The organism is Martinezella lusitana (genome assembly GCF_014207095.1).
Lineage (GTDB): Bacteria > Pseudomonadota > Alphaproteobacteria > Rhizobiales > Rhizobiaceae > Rhizobium > Rhizobium lusitanum_B.
The window spans coordinates 132,580-150,480 of sequence record NZ_JACHBG010000011.1 but is presented as its reverse complement, the minus strand read 5'-3'; the positions used below and the strand labels follow the sequence as shown (position 1 = coordinate 150,480).

General features: G+C 60.1%; 10 protein-coding genes and 1 pseudogene. 8 read left to right on the top strand and 3 right to left on the bottom strand.

Going from position 1 to position 17,901, the window contains the following annotated elements:
• The first annotated feature begins 66 nt into the window (after positions 1 to 66).
• From GGD46_RS21485 to GGD46_RS21475, 3 genes are all read left to right on the top strand, one after another.
• Positions 67 to 7,386, top strand: a complete 7,320-nt coding sequence (locus tag GGD46_RS21485; protein WP_184707661.1) for a DUF5801 repeats-in-toxin domain-containing protein — start codon at positions 67 to 69, stop codon at positions 7,384 to 7,386.
• Positions 7,387 to 7,478: 92 nt separating this feature from the next.
• Positions 7,479 to 9,695: a type I secretion system permease/ATPase gene (locus tag GGD46_RS21480; protein WP_184707659.1), complete on the top strand. Its 2,217-nt coding sequence runs from the start codon at positions 7,479 to 7,481 to the stop codon at positions 9,693 to 9,695.
• Positions 9,692 to 11,236 (top strand): HlyD family type I secretion periplasmic adaptor subunit, encoded by a 1,545-nt coding sequence (locus GGD46_RS21475; RefSeq protein WP_184707657.1) that lies wholly within the window; start codon positions 9,692 to 9,694, stop codon positions 11,234 to 11,236. The genes GGD46_RS21480 and GGD46_RS21475 overlap by 4 nt, the downstream gene beginning before the upstream one ends.
• A 268-nt stretch (positions 11,237 to 11,504) precedes the next feature.
• Here GGD46_RS21475 and GGD46_RS21470 read toward each other — a convergent pair whose 3' ends face one another.
• Complete coding sequence (locus tag GGD46_RS21470) at positions 11,505 to 11,828, bottom strand: hypothetical protein (RefSeq protein WP_184707655.1); 324 nt, start codon at positions 11,826 to 11,828, stop codon at positions 11,505 to 11,507.
• 337 nt (positions 11,829 to 12,165) lie between these two features.
• Between GGD46_RS21470 and GGD46_RS21465 the strand changes: the two genes are divergently transcribed.
• Positions 12,166 to 12,327 carry a hypothetical protein gene (locus GGD46_RS21465; RefSeq protein ID WP_184707653.1) on the top strand — a complete coding sequence of 54 codons (162 nt, stop codon included), beginning with the start codon at positions 12,166 to 12,168 and terminating at the stop codon, positions 12,325 to 12,327.
• On the opposite strand, the pseudogene GGD46_RS33900 reads toward GGD46_RS21465, so the two are convergent.
• Positions 12,254 to 12,451: pseudogene (locus tag GGD46_RS33900) on the bottom strand (hypothetical protein); the annotation flags it as partial. The gene GGD46_RS21465 and the pseudogene GGD46_RS33900 overlap by 74 nt on opposite strands.
• A 144-nt stretch (positions 12,452 to 12,595) precedes the next feature.
• Between GGD46_RS33900 and GGD46_RS21460 the strand changes: the two are divergent.
• The 3 genes from GGD46_RS21460 to leuD are packed head-to-tail and all read left to right on the top strand — an operon-like array spanning position 12,596 to position 15,511.
• A complete protein-coding gene (locus GGD46_RS21460; RefSeq protein ID WP_184707651.1) occupies positions 12,596 to 13,465 on the top strand; it encodes an oxaloacetate decarboxylase in 870 nt (289 codons plus the stop codon).
• Positions 13,462 to 14,877: a 3-isopropylmalate dehydratase large subunit gene (locus tag GGD46_RS21455; protein WP_184707649.1), complete on the top strand. Its 1,416-nt coding sequence runs from the start codon at positions 13,462 to 13,464 to the stop codon at positions 14,875 to 14,877. The genes GGD46_RS21460 and GGD46_RS21455 overlap by 4 nt, the downstream gene beginning before the upstream one ends.
• A gap of 1 nt (position 14,878) precedes the next feature.
• A complete protein-coding gene (leuD, locus tag GGD46_RS21450) occupies positions 14,879 to 15,511 on the top strand; it encodes a 3-isopropylmalate dehydratase small subunit (RefSeq protein ID WP_184707647.1) in 633 nt (210 codons plus the stop codon).
• Here leuD and GGD46_RS21445 read toward each other — a convergent pair.
• Positions 15,506 to 16,429: a LysR family transcriptional regulator gene (locus GGD46_RS21445; RefSeq protein ID WP_184707645.1), complete on the bottom strand. Its 924-nt coding sequence runs from the start codon at positions 16,427 to 16,429 to the stop codon at positions 15,506 to 15,508. The two genes, leuD and GGD46_RS21445, sit on opposite strands and share 6 nt — an antisense overlap.
• 115 nt (positions 16,430 to 16,544) lie before the next feature.
• On the opposite strand from GGD46_RS21445, the gene GGD46_RS21440 reads away from it, so the two are divergent.
• Complete coding sequence (locus GGD46_RS21440; RefSeq protein WP_184707643.1) at positions 16,545 to 17,792, top strand: MFS transporter; 1,248 nt, start codon at positions 16,545 to 16,547, stop codon at positions 17,790 to 17,792.
• Positions 17,793 to 17,901: the final 109 nt, after the last annotated feature.

Here is a 17,901-nt window from a genome sequence, read left to right as displayed (position 1 = left end):
ATTCAGAGCTCGCAGTCATTGAGATCTTGAAAGTCGGGATGGCGCAAAAATGTAGGGAGAATAGCCATGTCATTGATCTCCGTTACCGGCAACGTAATTGCTGACGAAGACCTCGGAATTGTGACTCTCGCGGCCGATAGCGACCCGACTAGCCCCGACAACAACGTTACATTGTCCAATTTTCAGACGGGTATTCCCGCATCGTCTTCGCTTGGCACATCGCTAACGAGCATTGGCCTTTATCCCTCGACGACGACCGGAACCGGCACGACGCAGGCGATCGGCATCTCGGAGAACGCGATCATCAGCGCCACCGTGTCGAATATGATTTTCAGCGATAGCAGCGGCAACACGTTGAACGGAGTCGATTCAGGCTTCAAGGCGATCGATGGTAACGAGATCTTCCTCTATTCCGACCCGACCAATCCAGACATCGTCCTTGGCCGTGAATCGAACAGCGCCGGTGCTGTCGCATTCGCTCTCTTGCTGCAGCCGACAAGCGGCGGCGCGACAGTCTGGGTCGTGCAGTACGAGGCGCTTACCAACACCAACCCTGCCGTGGGCGAGGACGCCAACACGCTCGACCTTGCCAACCGCGTCTATGTCAGCGGGACGTCAACCGCATCATTCAACATCGGCACCAAGGACCCTGGCCAGAACTACTGGTTGCCTTTCACGGATCCTACCACGACCACAACCGTCCTCGTGACCGGGCTCGATGCGAGCTCGGCTAATCCCGACACCGTCAACACCAGTTCGTCCGGCGACGGGAGCGACAGCCAGTCAATCACTCCCACTGAAGGGCTGCGCTTCGATTTCGTTTCCAGCTATACCGGCGGTTCCACAAAGGACAAAACGTTCCTCACCGACGGTACTCTCAACAGCCTCGTCTATAAAGAAGGCACGGGTGCGACCTTCGACATCAGCCAGGTAACCCCCACGGGTGACAAGGTCAACATTCAGATCATTGCTCAGAACGAGACCGGCGCCACTTTCGGCAGCACGCAGACGAATACCTCTGCGAATACCGTGGCATTGGGCGAAATCGACGTTTACACCACTGGCGGAACCTTGCTTGCCTCGTCGACGCGCACCACCGGTAACAACGGCATCACCTTCGGTGGCACCACCAGCGCGCCGAACGGCGTCGTCAACGGACTTGGCGTAGATGAAGTCGTAAAGTTCTTCTCCGCCGGCGGCGCCAACTTCGATCAGTTCGTGGTTGAGAATATCACCGGCACCGGCAACACACCCGGCTTCGACATTCTCAATGTCACGCAAACGCAAACGATTAGCGCGACGACCGAGGTCGGATCGCATATCCTGTTCGAGGATAGTGTGCCGATGGCAAGCGCAAATACCCAGGTTGCAACGGTCGACGAAGATGCGCTCGTCGGTGAAGCCACCGGCGAAACCGGCTTTGGTGGGACCGCCATTGGCAATGTCTCCAACCTCTTCACTCCCGGTGTCGATACGCCGCTTACCTACCGGCTCATTACGGACACATCGAGCCTGCCGACGAATGTGACGTCGCATGGCGTTGCGGTGACCTATGCGGTCACCAGTAGCGGCGGTGTCGATACGCTGACGGCGTCCGCTGGAGCAACGACTGTCTTTACCTTGGCGCTGACAGAGAGCACGGGTGCCTACACGTTCAAACTTTTCGCGTCGATCGACAACGAAACACCTCAGAACGGCTCCCCCGAAGGCACTTTCTCCTTCGATGTCAGCAAGCTGCTCCAGGCAACCGATGCCGACGGGCATTTTGGCGCTGGCGATACGGCCACCGCTGCGGCCAATGCCCTGAAGCTGACCATCATCGACGATCAGCCGACGGTGACGGCCAATAGCCAGACGGCGACGGTCGATGAAGATGCGCTGGTCGGTGAAGCCACCGGTGAGACCGGTTTTGGTGGCACCGCCACCGGCAATGTCTCCAACCTGTTCAATACGGGGGCGGATACGCCGGCGACCTACTCGCTGTCGGGTTCGACCTCTGGTCTACCGGCGCTGACGTCGCATGGTGTCGCCGTGACCTATGCCATCACCAGCAGCGGCGGCGTCGACACGCTGACGGCTTCCGCAGGCGCGACGACGGTGTTCACCCTATCGCTGACGGAAAGTAGCGGAGCCTACAGCTTCACGCTGTCGGCGGCGATCGATAACGAAACGCCGCAGAACGGCTCACCGGAGGGGACGTTCTCCTTCGATGTCAGCAACCTGCTGCATGTCACCGACGATGACGGCAGCACGACGGCGGCTGCGGCCAATGCCCTGAAGCTGACGATCATCGACGATCAGCCGACGGTGACGGCCAATACGCAGACGGCGACGGTCGACGAAGACGCACTCGTCGGTGAAGCCACCGGCGAGACCGGTTTTGGCGGTACCGCCACCGGCAATGTCTCCAACCTGTTCAATACGGGGGCCGATACGCCGGCAACCTACTCGCTGTCCGGCTCGACCTCTGGCCTGCCGGCACTGACCTCGCATGGTGTCGCCGTGACCTATGCGATCACCAGCAGCGGTGGCGTCGATACGCTGACGGCATCCGCTGGAGCAACGACTGTGTTTACCCTGTCGCTGACCGAGGCGACCGGAGCTTACAGCTTCACGCTGTCGGCGGCGATCGATAACGAAACGCCGCAGAACGGCTCACCGGAGGGGACCTTCTCCTTCGATGTCAGCAACCTGCTGCATGTCACCGACGATGACGGCAGCACGACGGCGGCGGCAGCCAATGCGCTGAAGCTGACCATCATCGACGATCAGCCGACGGTGACCGCCAATACCCAGACCGCGACGGTCGACGAAGATGCGCTCGTCGGTGAAGCCACCGGCGAGACCGGCTTTGGCGGTACTGCTACAGGCAATGTCTCCAACCTGTTCAATACGGGGGCGGATACACCCGCGACCTACTCGCTGTCGGGCTCAACCTCAGGCCTGCCGGCGCTGACCTCGCATGGTGTCGCCGTGACCTATGCGATCACCAGCAGCGGTGGCGTCGATACGCTGACCGCCACGGCTGGAGCGACGACGGTGTTCACCTTGGCGCTGACCGAGGCGACCGGCGCTTATAGCTTCACGTTATCTGCCGCGATCGACAATGAGAGCCCGCAGAATGGCTCACCGGAGGGGACCTTCTCCTTCGATGTCAGCAACCTGCTGCATGTCACCGATGACGATGGCAGCACGACGGCGGCGGCAGCCAACGCGCTGAAGCTGACGATCATCGACGATCAGCCGACGGTGACGGCCAATACGCAGACCGCGACGGTCGATGAAGATGCACTGGTCGGTGAAGCCACCGGCGAGACCGGTTTTGGTGGCACCGCCACCGGCAATGTCTCCAATCTGTTCACGACCGGGGCGGATACGCCGGCGACCTATAGCCTGTCCGGCTCGACCTCCGGTCTGCCGGCACTGACCTCGCATGGTGTCGCCGTGACCTATGCGATCACCAGCAGCGGCGGCGTCGACACACTGACGGCATCCGCTGGCGCGACCACGGTATTCACGCTGGCACTGACGGAAAGTACCGGCGCTTACAGCTTCACGTTATCTGCCGCGATCGACAATGAGAGCCCGCAGAATGGCTCGCCGGAGGGCACCTTCTCCTTCGATGTCAGCAACCTGCTGCATGTCACCGACGATGACGGCAGCACGACGGCGGCGGCGGCCAATGCGCTGAAGCTGACCATCATCGACGATCAGCCGACGGTGACGGCCAATACGCAGACCGCGACGGTCGACGAAGATGCGCTCGTCGGTGAAGCCACCGGCGAGACCGGCTTTGGCGGTACTGCTACAGGCAATGTCTCCAACCTGTTCAATACGGGGGCGGATACACCCGCGACCTACTCGCTGTCGGGTTCGACCTCTGGTCTGCCGGCGCTGACCTCGCATGGTGTCGCCGTGACCTATGCGATCTCGACCAATGCTGGTGTCGATACCTTGACCGCCATGGCTGGAGCAACGACGGTGTTCACGCTGGCGCTGACCGAGGCGACCGGCGCTTACAGCTTCACGCTGTCGGCGGCCATCGACAATGAGAGCCCGCAGAACGGTTCGCCAGAGGGCACCTTCTCCTTCGATGTCAGCAACCTGCTGCATGTCACCGACGATGACGGCAGCACGACGGCGGCTGCGACCAATGCGCTGAAGCTGACCATCATCGACGACCAACCGACGGTGACGGCCAATACGCAGACGGCGACGGTCGACGAAGACGCGCTGGTCGGTGAAGCCACCGGTGAGACCGGTTTTGGTGGCACCGCCACCGGCAATGTCTCCAACCTGTTCAATACGGGGGCGGATACGCCGGCGACCTACTCGCTGTCGGGTTCGACCTCTGGTCTACCGGCGCTGACGTCGCATGGTGTCGCCGTGACCTATGCCATCACCAGCAGCGGCGGCGTCGACACGCTGACGGCTTCCGCAGGCGCGACGACGGTGTTCACCCTATCGCTGACGGAAAGTAGCGGAGCCTACAGCTTCACGCTGTCGGCGGCGATCGATAACGAAACGCCGCAGAACGGCTCACCGGAGGGGACGTTCTCCTTCGATGTCAGCAACCTGCTGCATGTCACCGATGACGATGGCAGCACGACGGCGGCTGCAGCCAATGCGCTGAAGCTGACCATCATCGATGATCAGCCGACGGTGACCGCCAACACCCAGACGGCGACGGTGGACGAAGATGCACTCGTCGGTGAAGCCACCGGTGAGACCGGTTTTGGTGGCACCGCCATTGGCAATGTCTCCAACCTGTTCAATACAGGAGCCGATACACCCGCGACCTACTCGCTGTCGGGCTCGACCTCTGGTCTACCGGCACTGACCTCGCATGGCGTCGCCGTGACCTATGCGATCACCAGCAGCGGTGGCGTCGACACGCTGACGGCTTCCGCAGGCGCGACCACGGTGTTCACGCTGGCACTGACGGAAAGTAGCGGAGCCTACAGCTTCACGTTATCTGCCGCGATCGACAATGAGACGCCGCAGAACGGTTCGCCGGAGGGGACATTCTCCTTCGATGTCAGCAACCTGCTGCATGTCACCGACGATGACGGCAGCACGACGGCGGCTGCAGCCAATGCGCTGAAGCTGACCATCATCGACGATCAGCCGACGGTGACGGCCAATACCCAGACGGCGACGGTCGATGAAGACGCGCTGGTCGGTGAAGCCACCGGTGAGACCGGCTTCGGCGGTACCGCCACCGGCAATGTCTCCAACCTGTTCAATACAGGAGCGGATACGCCGGCGACCTACTCGCTGTCCGGCTCGACTGCCGGACTGCCGGCACTGACGTCGCATGGCGTGGCGGTGACCTATGCGATCACCAGCAGTGGCGGCGTCGACACGCTGACGGCATCCGCCGGAGCCACGACTGTGTTCACGCTCTCGCTGACCGAGGCGAGCGGCGCCTACACGTTCAAGCTCCTCGCCGCAATCGACAATGAGAGCCCGCAGAATGGCTCGCCGGAGGGCACCTTCTCCTTCGATGTCAGCAACCTGCTGCATGTCACCGATGACGATGGCAGCACGACGGCGGCTGCGGCCAATGCGCTGAAGCTGACCATCATCGACGATCAGCCGACGTTCGTCGCCAACTCGTCAACCTCCGGAAGCGTGGATGAGGATGGTCTTTCGGCCAATCTCCTCGGCGATGCAGGAAGCGCGACGGCCTCCGGTTCAGTGGCCAGCCTATTCAAAACCGGAGCCGATACGCCGCCGACCTACACCATGTCCACTACCACCTCCGGGCTGCCGGCGCTAACGTCGCATGGTGTCGCCGTGACCTATGCGGTCACCACCGCTGGCGGCATCGATACGCTGACGGCTAAGGCCGGTGCGACCACGGTGTTCACGCTAGCGCTGACCGAAAGTACCGGTGCGTGGACGTTCACGCTCGGTGCGCCCATCGATCAGGTGCCCGGCGCCAACGATGCAAGCAATAACGTGCTGAACTTCGGCAGCCTTCTCCAGGTGATCGACGATGACGGCAGCAAGGCAACTGCTCCGGCCAACGCATGGAGCGTCAAGATCATCGACGACGTGCCAGCGAACTTTGTCCCGGAAGCGATCGTCAGCGGCGACAATGTTCAAGACGTCGCCGGCTCCTCCTTCATTGGGGATCTGACGACCGACACGGCGCTCTCCGGATCCGGAGAACCTGCCGATCCCTATCCGCTGCTCAACATCCAGCAGCATGCGGGCGGCGATGGCTTCGGAGCTTTGACTTTCACCGGCCAGAATGGTTCCTTGCTGATGGGCCAGATCGGCAGCGGCGCGAGCCAGGATCTGCAAGCGAACGGGCATAACATCTACCTGTTTGGCTTCGGTACGGGCTTGTTGACGGCGACCACCGATGCAGCCGGCCAGGGGCTACCGGGCGGCGCAAGCGGAACGGCAATTACAGCTGACGAGGTGTTCACGATCACTACCAACCCGGCGAGCGATCAGTACACCTTCAATATGCTTCAGCCGATCGTGAACGGGGCGCAATTAATCTTCAACGATTTCGCTGACGTGCCGGCCGGCAACTACTCATGGTTCGCGCTGCCCTTTACCCCAGCGCCCAACAACATACCTCCGGGACCGGTGCAAAACACGCATTCTGTTGTTTTCACCGGGCTCAGTGCCGGCACTGACACGGTCAATCCGAGTAGCATCGGCGTCGGTACCGACAAGCAGGCGGTGGCCCCCGGCAAGGCGATCCGGCTCGACTTCGTCGATAATGTCGGCTCGATCAGCGCCAAGACGGCCATGGCAAATCTGACCGGCCTCCACTTCAAAGATCACTACGACGTCACCGAAGCCGGGTTCACGATCAGCCAGATCAACCCGACTGGCAAAACGGTCGATATCCGTCTCGACGCCTACAATGTGCCGACGGCGGCGACGACCTTGCAAACGACGGACACCAACCAGCAGAAGATCAACGACATCAAGATCGTGACGGAAGACAGCAAAGGCAACATAACCGCCACGCTCGCAGATTTCACCTCGAACGGGACCAAAACGATCACCGTCGGCGGCGTCACGGAAACCGTAACCGTCGGCTTCGGACCGTCGGGCGACGCCAATGGCGTGGATTTGACGGGTCTTAAACAACTGCCGGGCGTGTTCATTCTCGCCGGCTCCGCCAACGGTTTCGACCGGTTGCTCGCAACCAATATCGGCACCGTCTATAACAACAAGGACACGTTCGACATGGGCGCCGTGTCCGCACCGATCATCACGACCGGCTCGAATGTCAACATGGCGTTCAACCTCGCGCTGCAGGACTATGACGCTTCGAACAGTGGTCTTAACAGCAACCTGACCGAGGCAGGGACAGGCACGCTGAACGTCACACTGACGCCGAAGCCGATCGTATGACGGGCAACATAGAATAGCCTTTGGCCGGCGGCCCCCTGCGAAGGGGACGGCCGGCTCGGCTTCTCGGTCCTAGAGTTTGTGTGGAGGGTGATATGGACGAGTTGCTTGTAGAGACCAAACCACCCGCAGCCGAGCCGGAGCTGCCGCCGACATATCGGGCAATCGATGCCGGGCTTGCAGGACTGGCAATGATCGCCGGTTACTACCGCATCGCTGCCGAGCCGGCGCAACTTAGCCATCAGCTTGCGCTGACAGGGCGGCTCGCCGCGGCGACGGATATCGTCCGCGCTGCCAATATTTTGGGTTTGCGCTCTCGTATCCTGCACCGCGTCAAAACCAAGCGCCTTGCCAACATTCCCTATCCGGCGCTGATCGGACTTAAGGGTGGCGCCTTCGGCGTGCTGGCGGTCGGCTCCGCCAAGGGCATCGTCAGGCTCATCGATCCGGCCGCCCAGATCGGCCAGGAGATGGCGATTGAGGACATTGCAGCTCTGTCCTCCGGCGAGGTCGTGCTGATCACGCGCCGGCTGGGAGGGACGGGCACCAACCCCAAAACCTTTGGCCTCCGCTGGTTCCTGCCATCGATCTGGCGCTACCGGCGATCTCTTGCCCAGGTCATGGTCGCGTCGCTGTTCGTGCAGCTGTTTGCACTCATCACGCCGATCTTCTTTCAGCTCATCGTCGATAAGGCGCTGGTGCATAAGGGCGTGTCGACATTGACCGCGCTGATCGTCGGCATGGTGACGCTTGGTCTTTTCGAAACGATCCTACAGTTCCTGCGCGCCTATACGCTCAGTCACACGACGAACAGAATGGACGTCGAGCTTGGTCGGCGACTATTCTATCATCTATTCCGTCTGCCGCTGACCTATTTCGAAACGCGGGCGGCGGGGCAGACGGTGGCACGCGTGCGTGAGCTCGAGACGATCAGAAATTTCCTGACCGGGCAGGGGCTGACCTCGCTCCTCGATCTCATCTTCACCATCGCGTTTTTCGCCGTGATGTTCATCTATTCCGCCAAGCTCACGCTGGTCGTGGCGGGCGCGATCCCCGTCTATATCATCATCGCCGCGCTGATCCGCCCGGTCCTGCGCGAGCAGATCAGCGAGCGGTTCAACCGCGGTGCGCGCTCGCAGCAGTTCCTCGTCGAGTCGATCCTCGGTGCGCCAACCCTGAAGGCGGCTAGCGTCGAGCCGATGATGCAGGCGCAATGGGAGGAGCGGCTTGCATCTTACGTCTCCAAGTCCTTTGACGCGGGCATTACCGGCGCGCTTGGCCAGAACTTCATGCAGTATGTGAGCAAGGTGACGACGGCGCTCATCCTGCTGTTCGGCGCCTATGCGGTGATGGACGGAGAGATGACGGTCGGCGAGCTTATCGCCTTCAACATGATCGCTGGCCAGGTCGTGGCGCCAATCCTGCGGCTCTCGCAGCTCTGGCAGGACTTTCAGCAGGTCCAGGTTTCCGTCGCCCGACTTGGCGACATCCTCAATCAAATGCCGGAGCCGACGCCACAGAACCTGCTGACCTTGCCGCCAATACAGGGTGCCATTGAGCTGCGCGGGGTATCGCTGCGTTACAGACCTGACGCAGCAGAGGTGTTGCGCAATGTGACGCTGTCGATCGGCGCCGGCGAGGTTATCGGTTTCGTCGGCGCTTCCGGATCGGGCAAATCGACGCTGGTCAAAGTCGTGCAGCGGCTCTATGCGCCGCAGGCCGGACAGGTTCTCATCGATGGCGTCGATATTTCCCAGCTCGATCCCGGCTGGCTGCGTCGCCAGATCGGTGTCGTTCTGCAGGAGAACACCCTGTTTAATCGGTCGATTCACGAGAATATCGCCCTCGCTGACCCGGCAGCGCCGCGGGCATTGGTGATCCAGGCGGCAAGGCTTGCCGGTGCGGACGAGTTCATCGCGCAAATGCCACAGGGCTATGACACGATTATCGAGGAGCGCGGTACCAATCTCTCGGGGGGGCAACGTCAGCGCATTGCGATCGCCCGAGCGCTCGTCACCAATCCGCGCATTCTGATTTTCGACGAGGCAACCTCGGCGCTCGACTATGAGAGCGAGCGGATCATCCAGGATAATATGCGCGCGATTGTCCGCGGTCGCACGGTGCTGATCATCGCCCATCGTTTGGCGGCGGTGCGGCCGTGCACGCGCATCGTCGGCATGAGCCGGGGCGAGATCGTCGAGATGGGCAGCCATGATGAACTCGTCGCGCGCAATGGCGGCCTCTATGCAAGGCTTTGGGCGCTGCAGTCTGATCAGGCGCGCAACCCTGTTTTGGTGAGGGCGGCGGAATGAACGAGCGAACCACACCTCCACCTCCGCGGCCCCTCAGGCCCATCTCCAAGGATGCGGCGGAAATTACCGGCCGCGACCGCGAATTCCTGCCGGCGGCACTCGAGATCTTGGAAACGCCACCGCCGCCACTCTCTATTGTGATCATGTTGACGATCTGCGCCTTCTTCGCAGCTGCAATTGTCTGGTCCTTCTACAGTCGGCTCGACGTGCATGCGGTGGCCACAGGCGAGATCGAGACTGCCGGTCGCACGAAGGTGATCCAGCCACTCGATCCAGGCAAAATCGCAGCCATTCATGTCGAGAATGGGCAGCATGTGAAAGCGGGAGACCTGTTGCTAGAACTCGACCCTGCGGAAGCCTCGGCGGAGGAGCAGACACAGCGTGACGCGCTCGATTCGACCCTTACGGAAGTCACGCGCCGGCACTTTGCCGTCAAAACGGCCGAGGCTGCGCTTGAAGCGGCGGCCAAATCGGACGAAGCAAGCGCGCCTGCAGCCATTCTTGCGCCACTGACGCAAGCCGCCACCGATCCGGAGCCGCAGATTGACTGGGGCGCCGATTTGCCGAAGACATTCCGTTCGCGAGAGGCCTCAGTACTCTCGGCAGACCTCAACCAGCTCATAGGCGCTTTGCAGAGCCTCGATACGCAGATGGCCCAGAAGGATGCGACGCGCCAGCGCCTCGAAATGGGTATCGAGACCCAGAACAGCCTCATCCAAACACTGACTCAGCTGGTCAACCTGCACGAACAAGCAGTCAATCTGGCCGTCGGGACGAAGATCACGCTCTACACCGCCAAGGAGGAGCTGGAAAAGTCGCAATCGTCGCTTGCCTCCGACAAGGGCGAATTGATCGAGACCAGTGCAGCGCTACGCGAACTCGAGAGCGAGAAAATCAAGACGCTTTCGCAATTTGTCGCTGACTACGAGAACAAGACCGCGGACGCCGAGCGCAAGGCCGACGAAGCCAAACAAGCTCTTGTCAAGGCCAGGGTGCGCCTGGCACGCACCAAGCTCTATTCGCCGATCGACGGCGTAGCACAGCAGATCGCGGTGACTACAATCGGCCAGGTCGTAACGACGGGGCAGCAGCTGTTGATCGTAGCTCCGACCGAAGGCGTTCTGCAGATCGAGGCGCTGGTCGCCAATCTCGACATCGGCTTCGTAAAGCCTGGTCAAGCCGCGGTGATCAAGGTTGACGCATTCCCCTTCACACAATTTGGCGTGCTGCATGGCACGGTCACTCACATTGCGACTGCTGCCGTCGATGAACAGGAGGCCAAGCGCGCGCTCGCCAATGCACCCGCGGCCGCCAACGCCCCGGGACTAGCTTTGGACAGCCAGCCGGGACAGCCAACGAAGTTTGTTTTCCCGGTGACCATCGCTCCGGAGGAACTGGCCATGACCGTCGGCAGTTCAAAGATCCCGCTCACGCCCGGCATGACCGTGACGGTGGAGATCAAGACCGACAATTGGCGCGTCATTGACTACCTGATTTCACCGCTTGCCAAGATCGCTTCCGAAGCGATGAGGGAGAGGTGATGAGACCTGGGGCTCGACCCGTCAAAGGGTCTGCATTTTAACCTGTAAATCAGCATGGGGTCTCGACGCCGATAGGCACAGTAACCCTTTGTCGTCCCAAATACTGGTGGGGTTATTTATCAATGTCGAATCACGCCTTTATCTTCAATGAAAAATTTCACACGGCCCGTTGGCATCGCATTTCCCTCTTTCGCTTAGATTCTCGTCCTCGTTCGGCTGGTCCTTTGATGCATCAATCATTGCCACGGCGGATAGTTTGCTGGAGATTTCAGACGACTTGATTGCCGTTGCTTTTCACGCCTCGTGTCGAGCAGTATTCAAGCTCGATCTCAAGCAGCCTCGTTGCCTGGGCAAGTGCATCTTCTGTCTCTGCGAACAGTCGTGATTTATCACCCATCCTCGCTTGGCTATAATGTCTTGCACGCAGCAAGACGAGTTCGGCCAGGTCGATGCATTCCGATGTCGGGTGGACGAGGTTGAGGCAATACCGCAAATTGATGGCGACCTCGAGCACGAATTCGTCGACCGAGAAATTCAATACTGCACCAGGCGGAGTGGAGCGTGCCAGAAACCTCCTCCAGTGTTGGGTCATCACGGTACCCCTTCTATCGGTTCGATCGAATGAGCATTCATACGTTACATCCGCTGATTTTGCGGACATTGCTGGTTGCGCGACTATCGCATTTGTCTCGGCAAGCCCCTGGAATGTCGACAGTCATATCGGCCGGAGGAACTTGCTTTCAATAACGAAATCATGCAATTGGGCTTCAGTCCGTCTCAGTCTCAGACGTTCGTCTGACCAGATGCTGACGAAAGGCCGCAGGCGCGATTGCTGAAGTCCAAGTTTGACTTCTGGGTAAATTTCACACGGCCTCGACAACCATTTGTCACGAGAATCCAAAATATGTGTAGGCGCGACATCATCTCTCATGGGCGATGTCACGCGCAACGTCGCGCCGTCCTCCTCAAGCTGGCTTTGCTGCGAGCATCTCGTTGATGCACTCTTCGTTCAGCGCGTCAAACTGTTGCGTTGGAAAGGCATTGATGAAGGTGCGGATCGTCTCGTGAAGATCGGCGCCATCCAGACATGACATCCCCCCCGATTTCGCTAGGAAGGCTCAAAGCAAGGTCGGGCTGATCCGAAGTCAGGTAACCGATACCGCGCTCGAGCCAGGAGCGGATCAACGCTTCATCGTTCAACGTCCAGACACAGAGACCAACAGCCACGTGCTGCATAAAGTGGAGCTCAGCTATTTAATTAGAGAAACAGATTGAATTTCATCAATTAATCTATTGGACCGAACGTTTCTTGGGAGCCAAACTACAGCCCTAACGCACAAGATAACGGGAGGATAAACAGTGTCGAAGTGCCATATTCTGCACGACCTGATTCAGCAGCGGACAGCCTTGCCGGTTCCGGGCGTCTATGACGCCTTCAGTGCATTGCTCGTCGAACAGGCTGGTTTTGAGGCCTGTCAGGTGAGCGGTTTCGGCGTGGCCGCGGCCGCGCTTGGCCTGCCGGATATCGGCATCCTGTCGATGCGCGATCAGATCAGCGCGGTGCAGGCCATCGCCAATGCAGTTTCCATTCCCGTGATGGCGGACGGCGACACGGGCTTCGGCAATGCGCTCAACACCTATCACACCGTCCGGTTGATGGAGGCAGCGGGTGCCGCTGGCATCAACATCGAAGACCAGACCTTCCCCAAGCGCTGCGGCCATATGAACGACAAATCGGTTATTCCGACCTCCGAGATGGTACAAAAGATCCGCGCTGCCGTTGCAGCACGGAAAGATCCCCACTTCGTGATCAACGCTCGCACTGACGCATTCGCAACCGATGGCCTCGGCGCGGCGATCAAACGCGCGAACATCTATCTCGAAGCAGGTGCAACGCTGGTTTTCGTCGAGGCACCGGGCAGCTATGACGATATAGCGACAATCGTGGCGCAGGTCCGGGGACTGGTCAGCATCAATATGGTTGGGGCGCCAGGCGGTAAAACGCCTTCAGTCAACCTGGCGGACCTGCGGTGTTTGGGCGTCGCCCGCGTTTCGTTTCCGGGTCTCACCCTATCCAGCGCCGGAGCAGCCATGCAGCGCGCGCTCGAGGCCCTGATACGGGATGGCGATATTGGACGCATCGCACAAGATCTGATGCCCTTCGACCAGGTGACGGCACTGGTTGGCCTTCCTGGCGAACGGGCGCGTGAACAGGAGTTCGCGGCATGAGGGGGGAGACGCTCTTCGCAAAGATCTGGAAGCGTCATCAGGTGGCTGACCTTCCAGGAGATCGGGCCGCATTGCTGATCGACCGCATGACATTGCATGAACTGAGCGGCGGATACGCCTTGCGCGACATGCGAGCCGCCGGAGAAATGCCGTCCCTTCAGCCGGATCAGGCTTTCGCCGTCGCCGATCACGCGATCAGCACCGCGCCGGATCGTGGGCCGCACGATTCCATTAGCCCTGCAGGTTCGCAAATGATCGCTTCGCTGGAGGAGAGTTGCGCCGCACTCCGCTATCGCTATGTCCGCCCGCAGGAGAAGGCGCATGGCATCGTCCATGTTGCCGCGCCGGAACAAGGGTTTGTCCTTCCCGGAATCACCCTGGTCTGCGGCGACAGTCACACCTGCACGCTCGGCGCGTTCGGAGCCCTGGCTTTCGCCGTCGGCAGCAGCGAAGTGACGACGGTGTTGAGGCACAGCGCTCTTATTGTTGAGCGCCCCAAGACATTGCGGATCGATCTGACGGGCCACCTGTCGGCGCAGGTTTCGGCCAAAGATGTCGCCCTGCGCCTTCTCGCCCTGCATGGTGTGAAGTTGGCGCTTGGCTATGTGATTGAATTCTCAGGGCCCCTCGTTGGTAGCTTGTCCATGGAAGGGCGCATGACGCTTTGCAACATGGCTGCCGAAATGGGAACGCGTTATGCGCTGATCGCACCTGATGAGACGACGTTTGCCGCGTTGCGCCGCTCTGTGCCCGCAAGGCCGGAGCAGATCGAAGCAGCAATCTCTCACTGGCGGACTCTGAAATCAGATCATGACGCGGTCTTCGAGCGTGAATTGGCACTCGACGTGTCGAATTTGGTTCCACAAGTCACATGGGGCACCACTCCCATGCACTCGGTAGGCATACCGGACAGCGTACCGGATCCGAGCGAAGCGGGCGATGCCGCCGCCCAAGCCGCTGCGAAACAAGCACTCAACTATATGCGACTTGAGCCGGGGCAGCCTATCAGTTCCGTTCCCATTGACGCAGCCTTTATCGGCTCGTGCACCAATGCCCGCATCAGCGATTTGCGTGCTGCCGCTGCCATCCTGAAGGGTCGCAAGATCTCTCCTGGTATCCGTGCCATGTGCACACCCGGCTCGATGGCCGTGCGGGCCGAGGCCGAGGCCGAAGGGCTCGACCGCATCTTCATCGATGCCGGATTCGAGTGGCGCAAATCAGGTTGTTCGAATTGTGGTGGTCGTGAAGGACCGATCTGGCGGGATCTCCGCGTGATTAGTTCGACAAACCGGAATTTCGAAAACCGCCAGGGGCCCGGCACGCGGACGCATCTGGCCAGCCCCGCAACTGTCGCCGCTTCGGCCGTGACCGGCCGGATCACGGATCCGCGCGCCTTGTTAGGAGACCTGTAGCATGGCTCATCCCTTCCTTCGTCTGAAGGGCATCGCACTGCCGATGCCACGTGACAACATCGATACCGACGAGCTGATTCCGATCGCTGAGAACACGCGGACCAGCACAAAAGGTTGGGGCGACGGATTATTTGCCGCCAAACGTTATCTAGACGGCCTGGGCCATACGCCGGATCCCTCGTTCATCCTCAACCAGCCGCCCTATCACCGCGCCGAAATCTTGCTGGCGGGTACTAATCTTGGATGCGGCAGCTCGCGCGAGAGTGCGGTATGGGCCTTGCGCGACTTCGGCTTTCGCATTGTCGTTGCCGCCAGCTTCAATGAGACATTCAAACGAAATTGCGTGATCAACGGTCTGGCACCGCTGATCTTGCCGCGAGACGACGTCGAACGCTTGTCGCAGCAGGTGATTGCCGATCCAGCACTCGGCATGTCTGTCGATCTCCTGGATAGCGAACTCTGGATCGGTGGAGCGCGAGAGCAAGCCGGAACGATCCCATTTGTCCTCGATCCGTTCTACAGAACCCTGTTGACCACAGGCAAGACAGAAGACGACTTGCTTGGTGGGCTGCGCGGCGCGATTGATCAGCGTCGTGCCGAAATCACCAAAAGCCAGTGCTGGCTCGCCTCATGAAGCCTTGGTGCCGGCGCCCGGCGCCTTGGTCGCATCGTGCTCAAGGCACAAGGCGACAAAATTCCCGAGGACGGGCGCCGGATCGCCCGCACGCGCCACTACAATGATCTCGGTCAGCAGATCGGGTTCTGCGAGGGGGCAGTAGACGACACCGTCACGACGCACGCCTGACAGGACGGCTGGCACCAGAGCGATGCCGAAACCTGCGGCAGCAAGGTTAATGGCCATCACATATTCAGGCGTTTCCTGCGCGATTTTGGCCGTTGCGCCGAGACGAGCAAAAGCTGTAGCGATGCGCGTCCGCATCGCTCCGGGGCCGGATCGGCCATGCGGCAGGACGAGCGGTTCATCAGTAAGATCGGCCAGCGTGATGGCTTGGCGGGTGGCAAGGAGATGGGTGTCCGGTATGGCGCCGACCAGTCCTTCGCTGAGGAACGGCCAGGATCGCAGTTTTTCAGTCGTCGGTGCGGGCGCACGCATGAGTGCGACGTCGATAAGCCGTTCCTCCAACGCGAGGACAAGGTCGTTGGATCGTGCCTGAATAAGACTGAATTCGACACGCGGCCAGCGTTCACGCGCCTCTCTCATGACCAAAGTCAGCTGCGACGCGAAAGAAACAGTTTCCGTCATGCCGATGGCCAGTCGCCCCGTCAAGCCGCGCGCAGCCTCTTGCGCCGCGAAGGTTGCGATCGGAACACGATCGAGAATGGACTGAGCCTCGTGCCAAAAAACAGCCCCGGCTTCCGTCAACTCGATGCCACGACCAACTCGGCGCAATAGAGCGGTTCCGAGTTCATCCTCCAGCGCTTTGATCTGCTGGGTCAGCGCCGATTGCGACACATGAAGCCGCTCGGCTGCCCGGGTCACGTGACCGTCCTCGGCGACGGCACAGAAATAGCGAAGATGACGAAGTTCCATATCGATCTGCATAACTTATCAATTTGGCCAAATCAATCTATTGGACAACGCATTCGCCTGACGAAACACTTGATTGTCAAAAACAGCGCCAAAGCGCGGAACGGGAGGAAGGCTCTTGGAGAAGAAGGCGAAAATCATTGTTGCGCTCTGGTTATTCCAGTTTGTCAATTATCTCGATCGGGTGGCCATAAGCTTCGCTGGCCCGTTCATCATGGCTGATCTTGCTCTGGATCACACCGCGTTTGGCCTGGTGTTGTCGTCGTTTGGCATCGGCTATTTTCTGGCTCAGGTTCCAGGCGGAATGCTGGCCGACCGTTGGGGCGCAAGACCATTGCTCATCATCGCTCCAATTTGCTGGGCCGCCTTCACTGGGGCCACCGGCTTAATGGCAAGCGTGGCTGGCGTGATGACGGCACGCCTCTGTTTTGGCCTCTCGGAAGGAATATCAAATTCGGCTTGTTACAAGCTTATAGGGGATCATTTTGATCCTAGACGTCGTGCGCGAACGATCTCTGTCTGGCTGACAGCCTTCGCGGTCGGCCCGGCCGTGGCTGGCCCGCTGGTTGGCGCAATGATCCATGCATATGGATGGCGCTTCGTGTTCGGCATGCTGGCAGTGCCCGCATTGGTCGCAGCACTTATCAACGCCAGCTTCATTCCTACACGCACGCCATCTCAGGCAGGACCTGCCCAGCATCATTCCAGCCGTAGCTTTGGTCCGGCTTTGCGCCAGCCTGCTCTCTGGGTCATTTCGCTGGCATATTTTGCGTTCAACATCGGTTATTGGGGGTATCTCGGCTGGATGCCGAGTTACCTCGCTGGTGCTCATCACATTGACGTCAAGGCATTTGGGCTTCTTGGCGGCATTCCCTATGCCTGCGCCTTCATCGGGTTGCTGCTGAGCGGATGGCTCGCAGCGGGACCATGCCATCGCCATCGACCGCAACTGCTGCTCACCTGCCATTTGGCCACGGCTCTCGCGCTCTACCTGACCTATCAGGCCGAAACGTTGCCGATGGCACTGATCGGTCTGTCCGGCGCTGCTTTTTTTCTCTATGGCGGCTTGAGCCCATTTGGCGCAATTGTTCTGGATCTTGCTCCCGCCGCGTGTCGTGCGGCCTATTCTGGCGTGGTCAACACTGCAGGCCAGATCGGTGGCGCGGTGGCCCCCTTTGCTGTGGGGTTCTTGGTCGATGTCACGGGCAGTTTTGCGGCAGGCTTCGCCTTCATGGTTTGTGGCCTTGTCGTGGCCGCAGCGTGCCTCGCCGTCATCACGCGGATGCCGACTGCGTCGAAAGGCGAAGTACCTCCAGTGCTGCCTCATGAGACCGGTAACTATGCTAGAGTGGATACGAATTATTAGTGCCGGTTGGGCAATCACCTTGCCGAAAGTTTACCGGCTGTGGGAAGACCGCAGCGAGGACGAGGAATTTGCTGAGACGGACGCTGGGACTGCTTGGGCGGCTTTTCAA

Excerpts from the sequence above, each read along its gene's own strand:
- GGD46_RS21480 (WP_184707659.1), top strand. The coding sequence starts at position 7,479 with ATGGACGAGTTGCTTGTAGAGACCAAACCACCCGCAGCCGAGCCGGAG.
- GGD46_RS21445 (WP_184707645.1), bottom strand. The coding sequence starts at position 16,429 with ATGGAACTTCGTCATCTTCGCTATTTCTGTGCCGTCGCCGAGGACGGT.
- leuD (WP_184707647.1), top strand. The coding sequence starts at position 14,879 with ATGGCTCATCCCTTCCTTCGTCTGAAGGGCATCGCACTGCCGATGCCA.
- GGD46_RS21465 (WP_184707653.1), top strand. The coding sequence starts at position 12,166 with ATGGGCGATGTCACGCGCAACGTCGCGCCGTCCTCCTCAAGCTGGCTT.
- GGD46_RS21475 (WP_184707657.1), top strand. The coding sequence starts at position 9,692 with ATGAACGAGCGAACCACACCTCCACCTCCGCGGCCCCTCAGGCCCATC.
- GGD46_RS21485 (WP_184707661.1), top strand. The coding sequence starts at position 67 with ATGTCATTGATCTCCGTTACCGGCAACGTAATTGCTGACGAAGACCTC.
- GGD46_RS21455 (WP_184707649.1), top strand. The coding sequence starts at position 13,462 with ATGAGGGGGGAGACGCTCTTCGCAAAGATCTGGAAGCGTCATCAGGTG.
- GGD46_RS21470 (WP_184707655.1), bottom strand. The coding sequence starts at position 11,828 with ATGACCCAACACTGGAGGAGGTTTCTGGCACGCTCCACTCCGCCTGGT.